The organism is Sphingomonas pokkalii (assembly GCF_003096275.1).
Lineage (GTDB): Bacteria > Pseudomonadota > Alphaproteobacteria > Sphingomonadales > Sphingomonadaceae > Sphingomonas > Sphingomonas pokkalii.
This window is the reverse complement of sequence record NZ_QENQ01000001.1, coordinates 782484-797819: the sequence shown is the minus strand read 5'-3', so window position 1 is coordinate 797819 and position 15336 is coordinate 782484. Positions and strand designations below refer to the sequence as shown.

General features: G+C 67.3%; 13 protein-coding genes. 8 read left to right on the top strand and 5 right to left on the bottom strand.

What is annotated here, in order from left to right:
- Positions 1 to 7: 7 nt before the first annotated feature.
- A complete protein-coding gene (locus DD559_RS03710) occupies positions 8 to 1195 on the bottom strand; it encodes a DUF418 domain-containing protein (protein WP_116468001.1) in 1188 nt (395 codons plus the stop codon).
- Positions 1196 to 1479: 284 nt separating this feature from the next.
- Between DD559_RS03710 and DD559_RS03705 the strand changes: the two genes are divergently transcribed.
- The 3 genes from DD559_RS03705 (at position 1480) to DD559_RS03695 (ending at position 5072) form a co-directional block, all read left to right on the top strand.
- Positions 1480 to 3012 (top strand): GGDEF domain-containing protein, encoded by a 1533-nt coding sequence (locus tag DD559_RS03705; RefSeq protein WP_240610360.1) that lies wholly within the window; start codon positions 1480 to 1482, stop codon positions 3010 to 3012.
- Positions 3013 to 3064: 52 nt separating this feature from the next.
- Entirely contained in the window at positions 3065 to 3271 is a 207-nt protein-coding gene (locus DD559_RS03700; protein ID WP_116470690.1) for a hypothetical protein, read from the top strand.
- Positions 3272 to 3392: 121 nt separating this feature from the next.
- Positions 3393 to 5072, top strand: a complete 1680-nt coding sequence (locus tag DD559_RS03695) for a long-chain-fatty-acid--CoA ligase (protein ID WP_116468000.1) — start codon at positions 3393 to 3395, stop codon at positions 5070 to 5072.
- A gap of 18 nt (positions 5073 to 5090) precedes the next feature.
- Here DD559_RS03695 and DD559_RS03690 read toward each other — a convergent pair whose 3' ends face one another.
- On the bottom strand, positions 5091 to 5915 hold the full coding sequence (locus DD559_RS03690; protein ID WP_116467999.1) for a glutaminyl-peptide cyclotransferase: 825 nt from the start codon (positions 5913 to 5915) through the stop codon (positions 5091 to 5093).
- Between the two features lie 65 nt (positions 5916 to 5980).
- Positions 5981 to 7468, bottom strand: coding sequence for an ArnT family glycosyltransferase (locus tag DD559_RS03685; RefSeq protein ID WP_240610105.1), 1488 nt, complete (start codon positions 7466 to 7468; stop codon positions 5981 to 5983).
- 221 nt (positions 7469 to 7689) lie between these two features.
- Here DD559_RS03685 and DD559_RS03680 point away from each other — a divergent pair, with 221 nt between their 5' ends.
- The 5 genes from DD559_RS03680 to DD559_RS03660 all read left to right on the top strand — a co-directional run bounded on the left by DD559_RS03680 (position 7690) and on the right by DD559_RS03660 (position 13257).
- Positions 7690 to 8580: a glycosyltransferase family 2 protein gene (locus DD559_RS03680; protein ID WP_116467998.1), complete on the top strand. Its 891-nt coding sequence runs from the start codon at positions 7690 to 7692 to the stop codon at positions 8578 to 8580.
- Positions 8555 to 9358: a ChbG/HpnK family deacetylase gene (locus DD559_RS03675; protein WP_116467997.1), complete on the top strand. Its 804-nt coding sequence runs from the start codon at positions 8555 to 8557 to the stop codon at positions 9356 to 9358. The genes DD559_RS03680 and DD559_RS03675 overlap by 26 nt, the downstream gene beginning before the upstream one ends.
- Positions 9359 to 9427: 69 nt before the next feature.
- The gene (locus DD559_RS03670) at positions 9428 to 9940 is read left to right on the top strand and encodes an RNA polymerase sigma factor (RefSeq protein WP_116470688.1); all 513 of its coding nucleotides are present in this window, start codon (positions 9428 to 9430) and stop codon (positions 9938 to 9940) included.
- Positions 9930 to 10889, top strand: a complete 960-nt coding sequence (locus tag DD559_RS03665; RefSeq protein ID WP_240610104.1) for a FecR family protein — start codon at positions 9930 to 9932, stop codon at positions 10887 to 10889. Before DD559_RS03670 ends, DD559_RS03665 begins: the two co-directional genes overlap by 11 nt.
- 76 nt (positions 10890 to 10965) lie before the next feature.
- Positions 10966 to 13257, top strand: a complete 2292-nt coding sequence (locus DD559_RS03660; protein ID WP_240610103.1) for a TonB-dependent receptor — start codon at positions 10966 to 10968, stop codon at positions 13255 to 13257.
- Here the strand turns inward: DD559_RS03660 and DD559_RS03655 are convergent.
- Both DD559_RS03655 and DD559_RS03650 read right to left on the bottom strand, forming a co-directional pair.
- The gene (locus tag DD559_RS03655) at positions 13241 to 14605 is read right to left on the bottom strand and encodes a sensor histidine kinase (RefSeq protein ID WP_116470687.1); all 1365 of its coding nucleotides are present in this window, start codon (positions 14603 to 14605) and stop codon (positions 13241 to 13243) included. The genes DD559_RS03660 and DD559_RS03655 overlap by 17 nt on opposite strands.
- A gap of 8 nt (positions 14606 to 14613) precedes the next feature.
- On the bottom strand, positions 14614 to 15303 hold the full coding sequence (locus DD559_RS03650) for a response regulator (RefSeq protein ID WP_116467995.1): 690 nt from the start codon (positions 15301 to 15303) through the stop codon (positions 14614 to 14616).
- Positions 15304 to 15336: the final 33 nt, after the last annotated feature.

The following is a 15336-nucleotide window of genomic DNA, read 5'->3' as shown; positions in this document are numbered from 1 at the left end:
ACAAGGATCAGGCGCTTGGCGCGTTCCGGCGGAACGGGATGTCCAGGCTCCGATAGGTCAGTACGCGCCACACCCATTCGATCGGGCCATAGCGGAAACGGGCCAGCCACCAATGCGCCGCCCCGATCTGCAACGCCGCGGCGGCCAGTCCGACGCTTAGCCGCGTCGCCGCGTTCCAATCATCGTACAGTCCCAGGCCATAGCCGTAGAACAGCGGCACAAAGACCGCCGATTGCAGGATGTAGAAGGTCAGCGTCAGCCGCCCCGGCGCCGCCAGCGGCTGCACCAGCCACCGCGCCCTGCCGTCATACAGCGCGATCACCAGCAGCGCCCAGAAGGCGGTTCCGGCCAGATCGAGCCACATGTTGATCAGGGCCCAGCAGGCGCGCTCCGCCGCCGCGCCATAGCCCAGCGTCGCGAAGGCAAGGCGCAACGGCTCGCGCAGCAGGAACATCAGCACCGCACCTCCGGCCGCGAGGGGAAGGGCAACGCGCCGCCATCCGCGGCTTCTCGCCAGGTCTTCGAAAAAGCGGGTCCGGCCCAGCACCAGGCCGAGCAGATACAGGCCCAGTATCTGCACGAGGCGGCCATATTCCACGAAGAACCAGTATTTGGACTGCTGCCCCTGCCAGAGGTTGACGCGGAGCACCTGCCACAGGTCGCCGGAAAGATAGATCGGCATTCCCGGATCGACCGACGACAATGCCACCCCATTCGCCCAGGCGGCGCCGCTTGCCGCAGCAACCAGTTGCACAATCAGCGAGGGTCCCGCAAAACAGAAGCACGCCGCAGCCAGCAGCAGCCGGTTGCTGCGCACCCGATTCACCAGCAACAGCACGAAGCCGAGCGCGGCCAGCGTCTGGATAATATCGCCCCGGTAGATAAGCGAATGCAGGAATCCGATTCCGAACAGGATCAGCAGGCGCCAGGCGAAGCGTGCGCTGAAATCCACGCCCCGCGCCGCGGCGCGGTCCATCAGGATGAAGAAGCTGAAACCGAAACACAGCGCCAGCAGCGAAAAGCTCTTGCCCATGAACAGCGCGAAGACGGTTTCGGAGATGATGCCTGGCTTTTCCGTCGCCCAGAAAAGCTCGTAGCTTTCGATGATGTGGACTAGGAACAACGCCATGAGCGCGAAGCCCCGCAAAATGTCGACGACATCGAGGCGATCCAAGGAAGCGCGGGGTTGATTCATTCCGTGTCGCAATCAGACTCTCGAGGAACTCGTGCGCTGCCTCTCTCGATCGGGACACCGGCGTGAGGAGCGGGCCAGCACAGCCGGCGGCTTTACGCCTTGTTCGTCGAACGGGCGTATCAGGAAGGGTGATGCCACCCGCCTGTCTCCTACGGCTGCTGTCGATCGCGCTTGGCGCGATGCTTCTTGGTATCGTGCCACGCCCCGCCCTTGCCCAAGCGGGCGTTGCGGGTCAACCACTTGCGGTCTGCGTCGCCCGCGACACGGGGCAAAGTGTGGCAGCGATGCTGCACCATCCCGAAGCCTTTGATTGCACCACGCCGCAGCACCGCTTCGGTGCCGGGCACTATTGGGTGCTCACCGCGCCGATCGATCGCCGATCCACCTTCACCGCTCCGCTGGTTCTGCGCTTCGCCAGCGTCTGGCAGGATCGCCTGACGATCCATATCGAATATGCCGATGGCGTGATGAAAAGCTGGTCGAGCCCGGCCACCGGCATCACCCCGCTAATCCAGCTCGGTGCCTTTGCTCAGCTGCCCCTGCCTGTCCGCGAACCGGCAGTTCGCCGCGTGCTGTTCCACGTCGAGAACGCCGCGAACATCCGCGGCATCGTGATGGATCCGCGATTGGCAACGCAGGCCGATTCGGCGTCAGCCAACCTTGCGATGGCCGCGCTTTTCGCATTCCTGGCCGGTATCTCGCTGGCACTGATCGTCTATAATTTCGCGCTGTGGTGCGCGATGGGCCACCGGTTTCAGCTGCACTATTGCATGCTGCTCTCGGCAATGCTGGCCTACACCATCACCTCGTCGGGGGCCTTTGCCTGGATGGTACCGGCGATCGCGAACAACGATCGGCTGCGCTTGAACTATCTGTTCATCGGCCTTGCCGGCGGCGCTGCCGCGCTGTTCACCCGCAGCTTCTTCGAAGACCAGCCGATGCCGCGCTGGCTGGATAGGGCTACCGGGATCGTGGCAGCCGCGGTGCCCTTGGGCGGCTTCAGCGTCGCCGCATTCGGCGCGCTGAACCTGCGCCTGGCCGACATGCTCCATTCGCTGGCCTGCGCCGGGCTGCTGGCGATCGTGGTCCCGACCCTTTGGGGAGCGTGGCGTCAGCGTTCCAACTTCCTCTGGCTGTTCGCCTTATCGTGGACCGCGCCGATCCTGCTGGCGGGCACCCGCGTGCTGGCGGCCCTGCGCATCCTCCCCTGGAACTTCTGGATCGACAATTCGACGATCCTGTCGATGGGCGCGGAAGCGCTCCTGTCGTCGCTGGCGGTCGCCTATCGCATCAAGTTCCTGCGCGACGAGCGGGATGCGGCGATCACCCGCGAGGTGGTGGCCCGCCGCCTCGCCGATATAGATCCGCTCACCGGCCTGCTGAATCGGCGCGCCTTCCTCCAGCAAGCGATCGGCCGGACCGGCCGGCAACAGCTGCTGCTGATCGACATCGATCATTTCAAGCGCGTCAACGAAACGCTGGGGCATGATGGCGGGGACGAGGTGCTGCGGCTGTTCGCCCGCGCGCTCCGCACCGCCTTGCCGGCCAGCGTCCTCATCGCGCGCATGGGGGGTGAAGAGTTCGCCCTTCTGGTCAGCGCCGAATGTTCGATCGATCCCGAACAATTGCTGTCGCGGTTGCGCACCGTGCGGATGCCGTTCGACGTCCGGGTGACGGCCAGCATCGGCATCTGCGCCGGTCCGCTGGCCAACGATCTCGACTGGAAGTCGCTGTATCGAACCGCCGATCGGGCCTTGTTCGAAGCCAAGGCTGCCGGCCGCGACCGCACCCGCACCATGGATTACGGCATCGCGTGAACTTGCTGGCATTCCCGGAACCGCGTACGATGCGCGGCAAGGGAGAGTGGATATGGCACGGTATCGTTGGTGGGCAGGCGTTGCAGTGATCGGCGCGATCGCATTCTTCGCATTGCGCGTCGAACGGCCCCATGCCGATCTGCGCATCCTCACCCATCGGGTTGGCGACACGGCACCGCAGCAGGTCCAGGCCGCGATCGATGTCGGCATCGTCGCCGTTTCGGTGATCGTGACGTGGAGCCGCGAACTCGCCCGTTGATGCCCGCCGCTACGGCATCCTGACGATCTGCGGTGGCCATTCCCAGCGGGGGTAAGTGCCCCGGGAAATAGGGAGAAAACCGCGCTTGCATGGCCTTCCCGGCCTGCTTACAAAGATGTCAATGATAGAGTCCGAACAGGTCTGGAAGACCGCTTATCGGCATCCAGGAGAGTGGGATCGCAGCTACGCGCCGCGGTCCATGGTCGATCTTTTCGAGGAGAGCGCGAATGCCCATCCGCACGCCCCGCTGCTCGATTTCATGGGTCGGATATACAGCTATGGCGAGGTGCAGGATGGCGCGAACCGCGTAGCCTGCGGGTTACGCGCGCTGGGCTATGGTCCGGGCGACCGCATCGGATTGTTCCTGCCCAATGTGCCCCATTATGTCGCGGCCTATTACGGCATCCTGAAATTGGGTGCGACGGTGGTGAATTTCTCGCCGCTCTACTCGGTCGAGGAACTGGCGGCGCAGGTGGCGGATTCCGGCACGCGGCTGCTGTTCACGCTTTCCGCCACGGCGCTGTTGCCCACCGCATTGAAGGTGCTGGAAAAAAGTGGCCTGGAGCGACTGGTCGTCGGCTCCGTCGCGGGGGCGCTGCCCACCACCAAGTCGATCTTTTACCAGTTGTTCCGGGGAAGCGAAGTCGCGCCGCGGCCGCAGGATCCCCGTATCCAGGCCTTCTCGGCGCTGATCCACAATGCGGGCGACTGCCCATCCCATGCGATCGATCCCGAACGCGATGTCGCGCTGATCCAATATACCGGCGGCACCACCGGCACGCCCAAGGGGGCAGTGCTCACCCACCAGAATCTTTCGGCCAATGCCCGGCAGGTGGCCGATCTCGATCCCGAACGCGGCCAGGCGGACGATTCGGTGCTGGGCGTGCTGCCGTTCTTCCATGTCTTCGCCAATACCTGCGTGCTCAACCGCACCGTCATCACCGGCGGGCGTATCGTGATGCTCCCGCGCTTCAACGCGCAGCAGGTGCTCACCGAACTGCGCCGTACGCGGCCCCGCTCGCTGCCCGGCGTGCCGACCATGTATCAGGCGCTGCTCGATGCGCCGGGCATGAAGACCGGCGACTTCTCGTCGTTGCGCTTCTGCATCTCGGGCGGCGCGCCGCTGCCCGAACAGCTGAAACTCAACTGGGAGCGCATCACCGGCGCCCATATCATCGAAGGCTATGGCCTGTCGGAAAGCTCGGGCGTCGTCTCTGCCAACCCATATGTCGGGCTCAACAAGCCCGGCACGATCGGCCAGCCGATCGCCGGCACCCGGGTACGGCTGGTCGACAAGGAAGATCCCCACAAGCCGGCACCGCCGGGCGAGCCGGGCGAGATCGTCGTCCAGGGACCGCAGATCATGCGCGGTTACTGGAACCGGCCGGAAGCCGATGCCGGCGTGTTCGTCGACGATCACTGGCTACGCACCGGCGATGTCGGCATCATCGATGCGGATGGCTATATCCAGATCGTCGACCGGCTGAAGGACATGATCGCGGTCGGCGGGTTCAAGGTGTTCCCCAGCCAGATCGAAGCGGTGCTTTATACCCATCCGGCGGTGAAGGAGGCGCTCGTGCTGGGCCTGCCCGATGCCTATCATGGCGAGCTGCCGCACGCCTATGTCGCGCTCAACGACGGCGCCCAGGCCGATGCGACGGAGATGTGCGCATGGCTCAACGCCCAGCTCGGCAAGCATGAACGGGTGAAGGAAGTCGTGATCCGCGAAAGCCTGCCGAAGACGATGATCGGCAAGCTCAGCCGGAAGGATCTGCTGGCAGAGGTGCGGGCCGGCCGCTGAGCGCCGGCCCCGCCCGTGCTACGGGCGGGCGCAGCTGGTGAGCTTGGCGGCTTCCGCCGAGTCGCGCACCCGATCGCCCTCGCGCACCTGGTAAAGCTGCGGCCACAGCTTGCCGGTAACGAACAGCTTCTTGCCGGCGGCGTCATAGGCGATACCGTTGGCGACATCGTCGGCACCGCGATCCTGCGGCCCGAGCGCGGTGACGTCGAGAAAGCTGAGCACCTTGCCGCTGCCGGGATCGATCTTCGCGATCAGGTTGGTCTGCCAGATGTTCGCGTAGATCGTGCCATCCACCCATTCCAGCTCGTTCAGATTGGCCACCGGGCAGCCATTGGCGGTCACTCGCAGCGTCGAGGTGACCTGCATCGACGTGGGATCCAGGAAGCGCAGCACCGGCGTGCCGTCGCTCATGATGATCGCCTTGTCATTGTGGGTCAGGCTCCAGCCTTCGCCGGTGTAGGAAAAGGTGCCCCGCGGCTCGAACGTGTCGAGGCCATAGACGAACCCGGTCTGGTCCTGCCAGGTAAGCTGGTACAGCTTGTCCCCCCAGGCGACGATGCCTTCCCCGAAATAGGGCGCAGGCAGCGCCTGCTCGCGCTGCACCTTGCCGGTCGCCAGATCGAGCTTGCGGATGAACGATTCCCCGACGCGTCCGGTGCTTTCATACAGCGCGCCATTTTCGATGAAGAGGCCTTCGGTGAAGGCGCTGCGATCGTGCGGCAGCGTCGCCACCACCGTGGCGCGATAGACCGGAACACCGCCCGGCTGGATCTGGGTATAGGCAACGGCGGCGCCCGCGATCAGCACCAGGGCCGCCAGGATCACCAACAGGATACGCTTCATCGCTCGCTCTTCCGTAAAGGGCCCGCACCGCCACCAAGCCGAGCGCGGCGCGCATGTAAAGCCCTTTACGGCGCCACTGCGGCCTGGCGACGTACATAGACGAGTAGCCGGCTATCCTCGCGCGGCCGCACCAGCACCAGGCGATACTCGCGCGCGAGCAGCGGTTGCATCACCGCGAGGCTGCTGGCGTTCCATGCCGATAACGGCGGATCCATCGTCACCACCACCGGCGGCCGGCGCGCCATGATCCGGCGCACCTCCGCCGCCTCGTCGATGCCGGTCGCGCCCTGCTCGGCGGCATAGGCGAGCGTGGAGGGAAAGGCATAGGCGGTCGGCACACAGGCATGCGCGAGATGGTAGAGGATCGCATCGCCGGCGAAGACATAGGGGCAGCCCTGCCCCGAATGGCGCGCGATCACCTGTGCGACCGCGCGTGCGGCGGCGCGATCGTCCGGCTCGGTCACGCCGTGGAACCCGCCCAGGATCCCCGCCGCCAGCGCCATCCCTGCCAGCGCCGCCCGCGACCGCCCCAGCACCGGCGCCGCCAGGATCGCGAGCGGGACGAGCAGCGGCAGGGCATAATGATCGAAGAACGCGCCGATCATCGCAAACCCGATCAGCGCGGCCACCAGCCAGCCGAGCGCGAGGGTCCGTTCGGGGCGCGGCGCCCCGTGCAGCAGCGCGGCGACACAGGCCAGGAACGGCGATAGCTGCGCGGCCGTACCCGCCAGCCGCCCCGCGATCTTCGCCGCGGGATAGCCCCGGCGCAGCGCGACCGAGGCGAAGTTGGAGAACCAGAAGGCGTCGAACGCCACCGGCCCCAGCGCGTGATACCCGATGATCGCCGCCACCGTCGGCGCCATCCCCAGCAGGGCCCAGCATAGGCCGGCCCCGGCCGTCGCCGCCCAGCCCGCGCCCGCACGGCGCAGATAGAAGAGATGCGCCAGCCCGAAGCACGCGCCCTCCACCACCGGCGTGTATTTCGTCTGGATCGCCAGCCCCGCCAGCAGGCACGCCGCGGCGCCCTGGCCGAGGATCGTCCGCCGCCGCCCCTCGCGCGCCAGCGTCGGCAGGCGGAGCATGAGCGTGCCGGCAAGCGCCATGAACAGGTTGTAGAATACCGGCGACTGGCCGCCCCGGCCGCTCAGGAACCCAAGCCACACCAGATAGGCGAGTGCCGCCGCCACACCGCCCACCGGCCGCGCACCGAGCCGGCCCGCCGCCACCGTGATCGTGCCGGCGGTCGCCGCGGCGAACAGCGTCGCCACGATCTGATAGGCCAGGATGCCGTCCCCCGGCAGCAGCCGGATCGCGGCGAACAGCAGGAACAGGCCAGGCGGCTTGCGATCCCAGAAATCGACATAGGGCAGCGCCCCGTGCAGCATCCGATCGCCCACCAGCAGATAATATTGCTCGTCGACATGGATCACCGGGTTGCCGAAATCATGCGCCCGGATCGCGAACGCCACCACGAGCAGCAGCAACCACACCGCCCCCCGCTGGCGCCAGGCGCCGCCGCCGTCCTTGCGGCCCTGCGTTCCGTTCGTTTCCACCGGCCGGCCGATTAGCCGCGCCGGCGCCCTGGGTCATTCGCGATATTTTTCCTGCCCTTGGTGCGGATTGCGTCTGCCATGTCGTTATCCTGCGACGGGGACGGCCGGCCAAAAAAAGCGACCGCGGCAAGTGAGGTTCGGCCCCGCACGCAACGTCTTTCGATCGGGCGGAGGGGATGCGTGTCGGTACGTGCCGATGCGGTGCCCATCCACGCGCTTCGATGGGACATGAACCGATGTATCTCGATCTTTCCAACGGCCGCCGCTTCGGCCCCGCCGGAGGCGGAAACTCCACGGGCGAAATCGCCTGGACGATCCTGATACCCTTTTTCAACGAGCGCGACTTCCTGGCGAGCACGATCGCCAGCCTCGCCAGCCAGACGGAGCCGTTCACGCTCGTCCTGATCGACAATGGCTCGACGGACGACAGCGCGGAGGTCGCCCGCGCCGCGTGCCGCGCCCATCGGCTTGAGTATCTGTTGATCACCGAACCCACGCCCGGCAAGGTCGCGGCGCTTCGCAGCGGCTTGGGCTGGGTGCGGACGCGCTGGGTCGCCACCTGCGACGCCGATACCATATATCCCAAGCATTATCTGGCTGCCGCACAGGCCATATTGTCCCGTCCGGGCAATGTCGTCGCCGGCGCCTATTTCGTGCCTGCGCATATGAGCGAACATGCGCGCGCGACCGAAGCCACCCGCTTCCTCACCGCCGCCCGGCTGCTGCCGCGCCAATGCCATGCCGGCGGGGCAGGCCAGGCATTCTGCGCGCGTACGTTGCGCGCAGCAGGCGGTTTCGATACAATATTGTGGAACTTCGTTCTGGAGGATCACGAAGTGATCCACCGCATGATGCGGAAAGGCCATATGGGCTATTCGCGGGAAATGTGGTGTATCCCCTCGCCACGCGAACGGGACCGTGATTCCATCCGGTGGACGCTGCTCGAGCGGCTGCTCTATTCCGCGGCTGCGCCGATTGCGGGCGACTGGTTCTTCTATTCCTTCCTCGCGCGCCGATTGCAGCGCCGGCGTCTGCTCAGCAACCGAATGCGCGAACGGCAATATCACCATATCGAAGGACCGACGCTTGTCCCGCCTCATCCTGTGTGCTGACGATTTCGCCTATTCGCCCGAGATCAGCCAGACGATCGTAACGCTCGCCCAGGCGGGCAAGCTCAACGCGATCAGCTGCATGGCCGCAATGCCAGGCTGGCACGCCGATGCGCAACTGCTTGCCGGGCTGCCCGCGCATGTCGAAATCGGGCTGCACCTCACGCTTACCGGCGAAGTACCGCTCACCGCCATGCCGCGGTTCGCGCCGAAAGGGCGGATGCCGGATATCGATCCGCTCACCCGCGCCGCCGGACGCTGGCGACTGCCGCTGGGCGAAGTGGTCGGGGAAATCGCGGCGCAGTTCGATGCCTTTGTCGGCGCGCTGGGCCGCCAGCCCGCCTTTGTCGACGGGCATCAGCACGTCCATGCGCTGCCGGGAATCCGCGACCTGGTACTGGCGGAAACCGCCGAGCGGGCGCCCGATGCCTGGATCCGCGACTGCACCGATCGGCTGCCGGCGATGCTCGCCCGCCCCTTTGCGGGCAAGGCGATCGGCAGCGCCTGGCATTGCCGTGGCCTGCGCGCCGCCGCCCGCGCCAGGGGCTTGCGGACCAATGCGAGCTTCGCCGGGCACTATGATTTCGCCGGCGACTATCGCGCCCTGTTCCCGAAGCTGCTGCTCCGTCCGGGCGCCACGCACCTGGTGATGTGCCATCCGGGTGCCGGAATGCGCGCCGGCGATCGCATCGCTGCGGCACGGCGCGTCGAAGCAGAAGCCTTGCACGATCTGCCGATCGCCGACATGGCTGCGGCACAGGGTCTGGCATTCCCCGCCTGACCCCGGTGCGGGATCGGTGCGGTAGTGGTGGACGGCGGCCTCAAGGCAGTATTTCTTGCGCAACGGCCGATGCTGCTGCGGCTGCTGGTCGCGCGCCTCGGAAACCGCGAGGATGCGGAGGATGCGCTGCAGGATATGTGGCTGCGCATCGATCAGCTCGCGGATGGGCCGATCGCCCAGCCGGCGGCGTTCCTGTTCCGGGTCGCCGCGAACCTGGCTACCGATCGGCGGATCGCCGCCAATCGGCGCGGCGCGCGCGACGCCGGCTGGCTGGAAACCCAGCCGGACGACGCGGACCTTCCCGATCCCGAACGCACGATGGTGGCCCGCAGCGAATGGCAGGCGGTGGAACAGGCCATCGGCGAGATGCCCGAACGCATGGCTACCGCCCTGCGCATGTTCCGGCTGGAGGAGCGGCCGCAACGCGAGATCGCCGGCCATCTCGGCATCAGCATCAGTGGCGTCGAGAAGCTGCTCCAGCGCGCCTACCGAAAAATTCACGACCGGCTCGATAGCAATGATGCGGATTTGCGCGAGGCACGTCGTCACGAAAGGGAAAGGGGTGCGGACCGTGCAAGCTGATGCCACCGACGTGATCGACACCGCCATTGCATGGCACCTGCGCCTGGCCGAAGCCGATGCACGGGCCTGGGCCGATTTTGTCGCCTGGCTGGAGGCGTCTCCCGCCCATGCCGCGGCCTATGATCGCGTGGCGGCGGAAGACCGCCTGATCGCAGCCGCGCCCTTCCGATCGGGCGAGGATGCACGGGCCGGGAATGACAATGTCCCCGCGCCCGCATGGCGCCGCTGGGCCGGGCCGCTGGGGGGTGCCGCCGCCGCGGCCGCGATCGCGGCCATTTGCCTGCCCATGCTGCTCCCGATGCGTGCCGCCCCCTATCAGGTCGCCACGCGCGACGGCGAGCGACGCACCCTGTCGCTCGAAGACGGCACCCGCATCCAACTGAGCGGCGGCACGCGTCTCGTGCTGGATCGCAACGATCCCCGCATCGCCACGCTGGAACAGGGCGAGGCGCTGTTTCATGTCCGGCACGATGCGGCGCGCGCCTTCACGGTCAAGGTGGGCGAAGTCGCGGTGCAGGATCTGGGCACGGTGTTCGATGTCGCCCATGCCGGCAGCCGGCTGAACGTCGCCGTTGCCGAAGGGTCGGTGCGGTTCCAGTCGCGCGGGCCCGCCGTCACGCTCAAGCCCGGCGACGCGCTTTCGGCCCGCGCCGATGGCACCAGCATCGTCCAGACGCGCATCGCCCCGCAGCAGGTGGGCGGCTGGCGCGACGGCACGCTCGGCTTCGATGGCCAGCCGATGCACGAGGTTGCGGGGGCGCTGAAACGGCTTTACGGACTGGAAATTGCCCTGGAGGGCAGTTTGTCCGAACGGCCATTTACCGGGCTGGTCCGCTTTTCCGGCCAGGCCGAGCGCGACGTACCGCATCTGGCCGAACTGATCGGGGCTTCGTGGCGGCGTGACGGTAAGCGGTGGATCCTATCGAGCGAAACGCCGGCCACGCCTTAGCCTTGTTCCTCGGCTGGCGCTTGCGCCGGCGCTGATCCTCGCCACGCCCGCTATCGCGCAACGCAGCACGGTCGCGGTGCCGCCCACCACCCTCGATGCCGCCCTGCGCACCCTCGCGCGGCAGACCGGCGCGGAGATCGTCAGCACCGAAGCCGGCCTTGCGGAGATCCACACCCGCCCGCTTCAGGGCACCATGCCGACGGAAACGGCACTTTCGCGGCTGCTGCGCGGCACCGGGCTGCGCGCCCAGGCGCTCCGTGGCGGTGGCTATCGCGTGGTCCGCGTCCGGCCTCCGCGTCCGCCGGTCGAACGCGGCCGGGCGCCCGGGCGCATCGCGGCAGCGACACCGCCACCGCCCGCGCCGGAGGCCGACATCGTCGTCACCGCCAGCAAGCAGCGGATCGCCCTGCTGCGCTATCCGGGCAGCCTCACCGCGCTGCCCGGCACGCCGGCATCCCCGGCGCTGGCGACGGGAACGCTCAGCGATGCGGTCCGTCAGGTACCGATCCTGCAAAGCACCCAGCTCGGCAACGGCCGCAACAAGGTGTTCATCCGCGGCATCGCCGACAGCAGCTTCAACGGCAGTACCCAATCGCCGACCAGCATCTATCTCGACGATGTCCAGCTCAACTATTCCGGGCCCGAGCCAGGGTTGCGCCTGTACGACATGGCGAATGTCGAGGTGCTCGAAGGGCCGCAAGGAACGCTTTATGGCTCCGGCGCGATCGGCGGGGTGATCCGGTTGACGTCGAACTCGGTCGATCTTCATGCGATCGCCACCGCGGCGACGGCGGGCGTGACGATGACGAGTGGGGCGGAAGCCGGATTCGATCTGGCCGGGATGCTCAACCTGCCATTGGCGCGGGACGCGGCAGGCCTGCGCATCGTCGGCTATGGGGTGCGCGACGGCGGCTTCCTGCGCGACCGCGATCGCAACCTCCGCAACGTGAACCGCGCCGAAACCGCCGGGGGCCGCGCCGCGCTGCGCGTCGATGCGGGCAATGGCTGGCTGGTGGATGCCAGCGGCGTCGGCCAGTGGATCGACGCGCGGGACGGCAACTATGCCGAACGGATCGATGGCAATCTCGCCCGCCGCACGGTTATCGCCCAGCCTTTCGCCAACCGATTGCTGTTCGGCCGCCTGGTCGCCACCAAGGATTGGGATAGCGGCCTGCGCTTCGTCTCCGCCTCGGGGATCGTCGGCTATGATACGCGCGAGACCTTCGATGCCACGCTGCGCACGCCGGGCGGTATGGTCGCCAGCCCGTTGACGATCTATCGCGCCAACCATGAAAAGCGGCTGCTCAGCCAGGAAGCACGCCTCTCGCGCTCGCTGCCCAACGGCAACAGCTGGGTGGCGGGTTTCAGCCTGGTGAGCGATCGCGACATCCTGTCCCGCAGCGCCAGCATTCCCGGCCTCGAGCGCACCATCCTCGGCGTCACGAACGTCACCAATGCAGGGTCCGTCTTCGCGGAGGCGACCTTCGCGTTCACCGACCGGTTCTCGCTGACCGGCGGCGCCCGCCTGACCTCGGCGCGCACCGATGGCGATCCTTCGGCCACGCCGCGCTCGGCAAATTTCGTGAAGGGCCGGCTAACCCAGCGCGTCGATCCCACGCTCGCCGCGTCGTGGCGGCTGCGGCCGGCGCTCGCCTTGTTCGCGCGTTTCCAGAGCGGCTTCCGCACCGGCGGCCTGGCGGTCGCGCCCGGCGTCGGCCGCGTTGCGGACTATAAATCCGATGCGATCCAGGTCGCCGAGATCGGCGTGCGCAAGCTCCGCAGCGGTGCAACCGGCATCGCCTTTTCGGGCAGCGCCTCGATCGCGCACTGGACGAACGTGCAGGCCGATCTCATCACCCAGCGCGGCCAGCCCTATACCGCCAATATCGGCAATGCGAACATCCGCGCACTAGAAGGCAATCTCGATTGGGTTCCGGTGCCGGCGCTCCGCCTGCAAGCCGCGTTCCTGCTGACCGACAATCAGGTGCGCGGGCAGATTGCGGACCTGTCGAAGCGCAACAATCGCCGGCTGCCCGAAACGCCGCCGATTGCGGTCCATACCGGCCTCTCCTATGTTTGGACGTCGCATCGGCTCCATCCCCGGATCGGCGTGTCGGGCGACTATATCGGCCGCTCGGTGCTGGGCACCGGCGATTTTCTCGACATAAGTCAGGGGCGGTACTGGACGGCCGACGCGTTCGCCGCGATCACCTGGCGCAAGGCGGATTTCAGCCTTGTGCTCAACAACCTCACCAATCGCCAGGCCAACCAGTTCGCATTCGGCAACCCGTTCAGCCTGGGTGTGCGCGATCAGGTAACGCCGCTCCGGCCCCGCAGCCTGCGCGTCGGGATCACGACCGGCTGGTAGACCCGCTGCCTGCCAACGGGAAGCACAGGGTGAAGCACGCACCCTCGCCCGGCCGGCTCGCGACCGCCAGCGTGCCGCGATGCACCTCCATGATACGCCGCACGATCGACAGGCCCAGCCCGGCGCCGTCCGACCGGCGATGATCGGCGCGCCAGTAACGCTGCAAGGCCTGCTCCGGATCGGACGCGGCGATACCGGGCCCGTCGTCGCGGACGGCGATCGTGCCATCGGCATCGAGCTCGACGCGGACATGCGTCCCCGCCGGCGTATGGCGGCCGGCATTGCTGATCAGGTTGGCCAGCGCCAGCCCCGCCAGCACGCGATCCCCCCGGATCATCACCGGCGCATCGGGGGCATCCAGCGCGATCGTCTGTCCACCCGCGAAGATCGACGGCGCCTGTTCGGCGACGATCGAGCGCGCGAGTTCGCCTGCGTCGAACGCGACGAAGCGATCGCGTGTCACGGCTTCCAGTGTCGCCAGATCCTGCAGTTGGGCCACGACATGGGCAAGCCGGTCCGCCGAGTCGCGCAGCCGTCCCCGCAACGCCGGATCCGCCACCGCATCCAGTTCCAGCCGATGCGCAGCCAGCGGCGTGCGCAGCTCATGCGCGACATTCGCAACGAACTCGGCCTGGTTGCGGAAACTCGCCTGCAAGCGCGCGAGCAAGTCATTGGTCGCGCGCGCCAGCGGCACCACCTCCAGCGGCAGCCCGCGTTCCTCCAGCCGCACCTCCAGCGTCTGCGCACCGATGGTTTCCGCGCGGTGCGATGCCGCCCGCACCGCGAACACCAGGCGCGCGATCAACAGGCTGTTGATCACCGGCAGCAGCAGCAGCACGGCGATCAGCACCGGATCGAACCGACGGACGAAGGCGTGCATCACATCGTCCAGGATCGCACCGGGCACGGCCTGATCCTGCGTCACGATCACCCATAGCGGCTGGCCGGCGGCGCGGACGGGCAGGCTGATGCCGACAAACGCACCCGCGCGGAACGAAGCACTGCGGTCGCCGCGGGGCGCATGGTGCCACGGCACCTGCTCCAGGTCCGGGCTGGCCGCGACCACCTGCGCGCCGCCGTCGACGATCACGAAGGCGCGGCCGTCATAGGGCGAGGCATAGATCCGGGCGAGATCATGCGGCAGGTGCAACACCGGCCGATTTCCCGCGATCCGCAGATTGGCGGCGATGGCGCGCGCCTGATGGGTAAGGTTCCGGTGCTGCACCCGGCGGGCTTCGGTCCGCAGGAACCAGGTGAGCAGCATCGGCAGCACGACTGCCACGACCACGATCGCCCCCAGCTCGAGCAACAGGATGCGCGCGATCAGCGATCGGGGCCACAACTTCATGACCTGTTTCATCCCGCGGCGGAATCGGCGGCGATTCGAATCATGTAGCCCACGCCGCGGATCGTTTCGATCCGCACGGTGGCGCCGGCGGCTTCCAGCTTGCGGCGTAGGCGGTGGGCCTGCACTTCCAGCGCATTGGAACCGACCGGTTCCGTAAGGCCGTACAACTGGTCCTCGGCGAGCTGCTTGCTCACCACCTGGCCGGCACGCCGCAGCAGCAGCGATGCGAACTGCCGCTCGCGGGCGGTCAACAGCACGGGCACCTCGCCCACCACCAGATCGCCGGACACCGTATCGAACCGCAGATTGCCGATCCGCAATTCGGCGGCGGCAAGCTGGCCCTGACGGCGCAGCACCGCGTGCAGCCGGGCGACAAGCTCTTCGATATCGAATGGCTTCACCAGATAATCGTCCGCCCCCGCATTCAGCCCGGCGACGCGTGCATCGAGCGCGCTGCGGGCGGTGATCGCCAGCACGGGGACGGTGTGGTGCTGGGCACGCAGCCAACGGATCAGCGACAGGCCATCGCCGTCCGGCAATCCCAGATCGAGCAATATGGCCGCATATTGGGCGGCTTCGATCATCTGGCGGGCATCTGCGATAGACCCCGCCACGTCGCTGTGAATACCGCGTCCGCGCAACGCGTCCGCCAAGGCAGCGGCCAGCGCAGGTTCGTCTTCCACCATCAACAGGCGCACGATGCCGGCACTCCGTAAGCTCCCAGTAAGCAG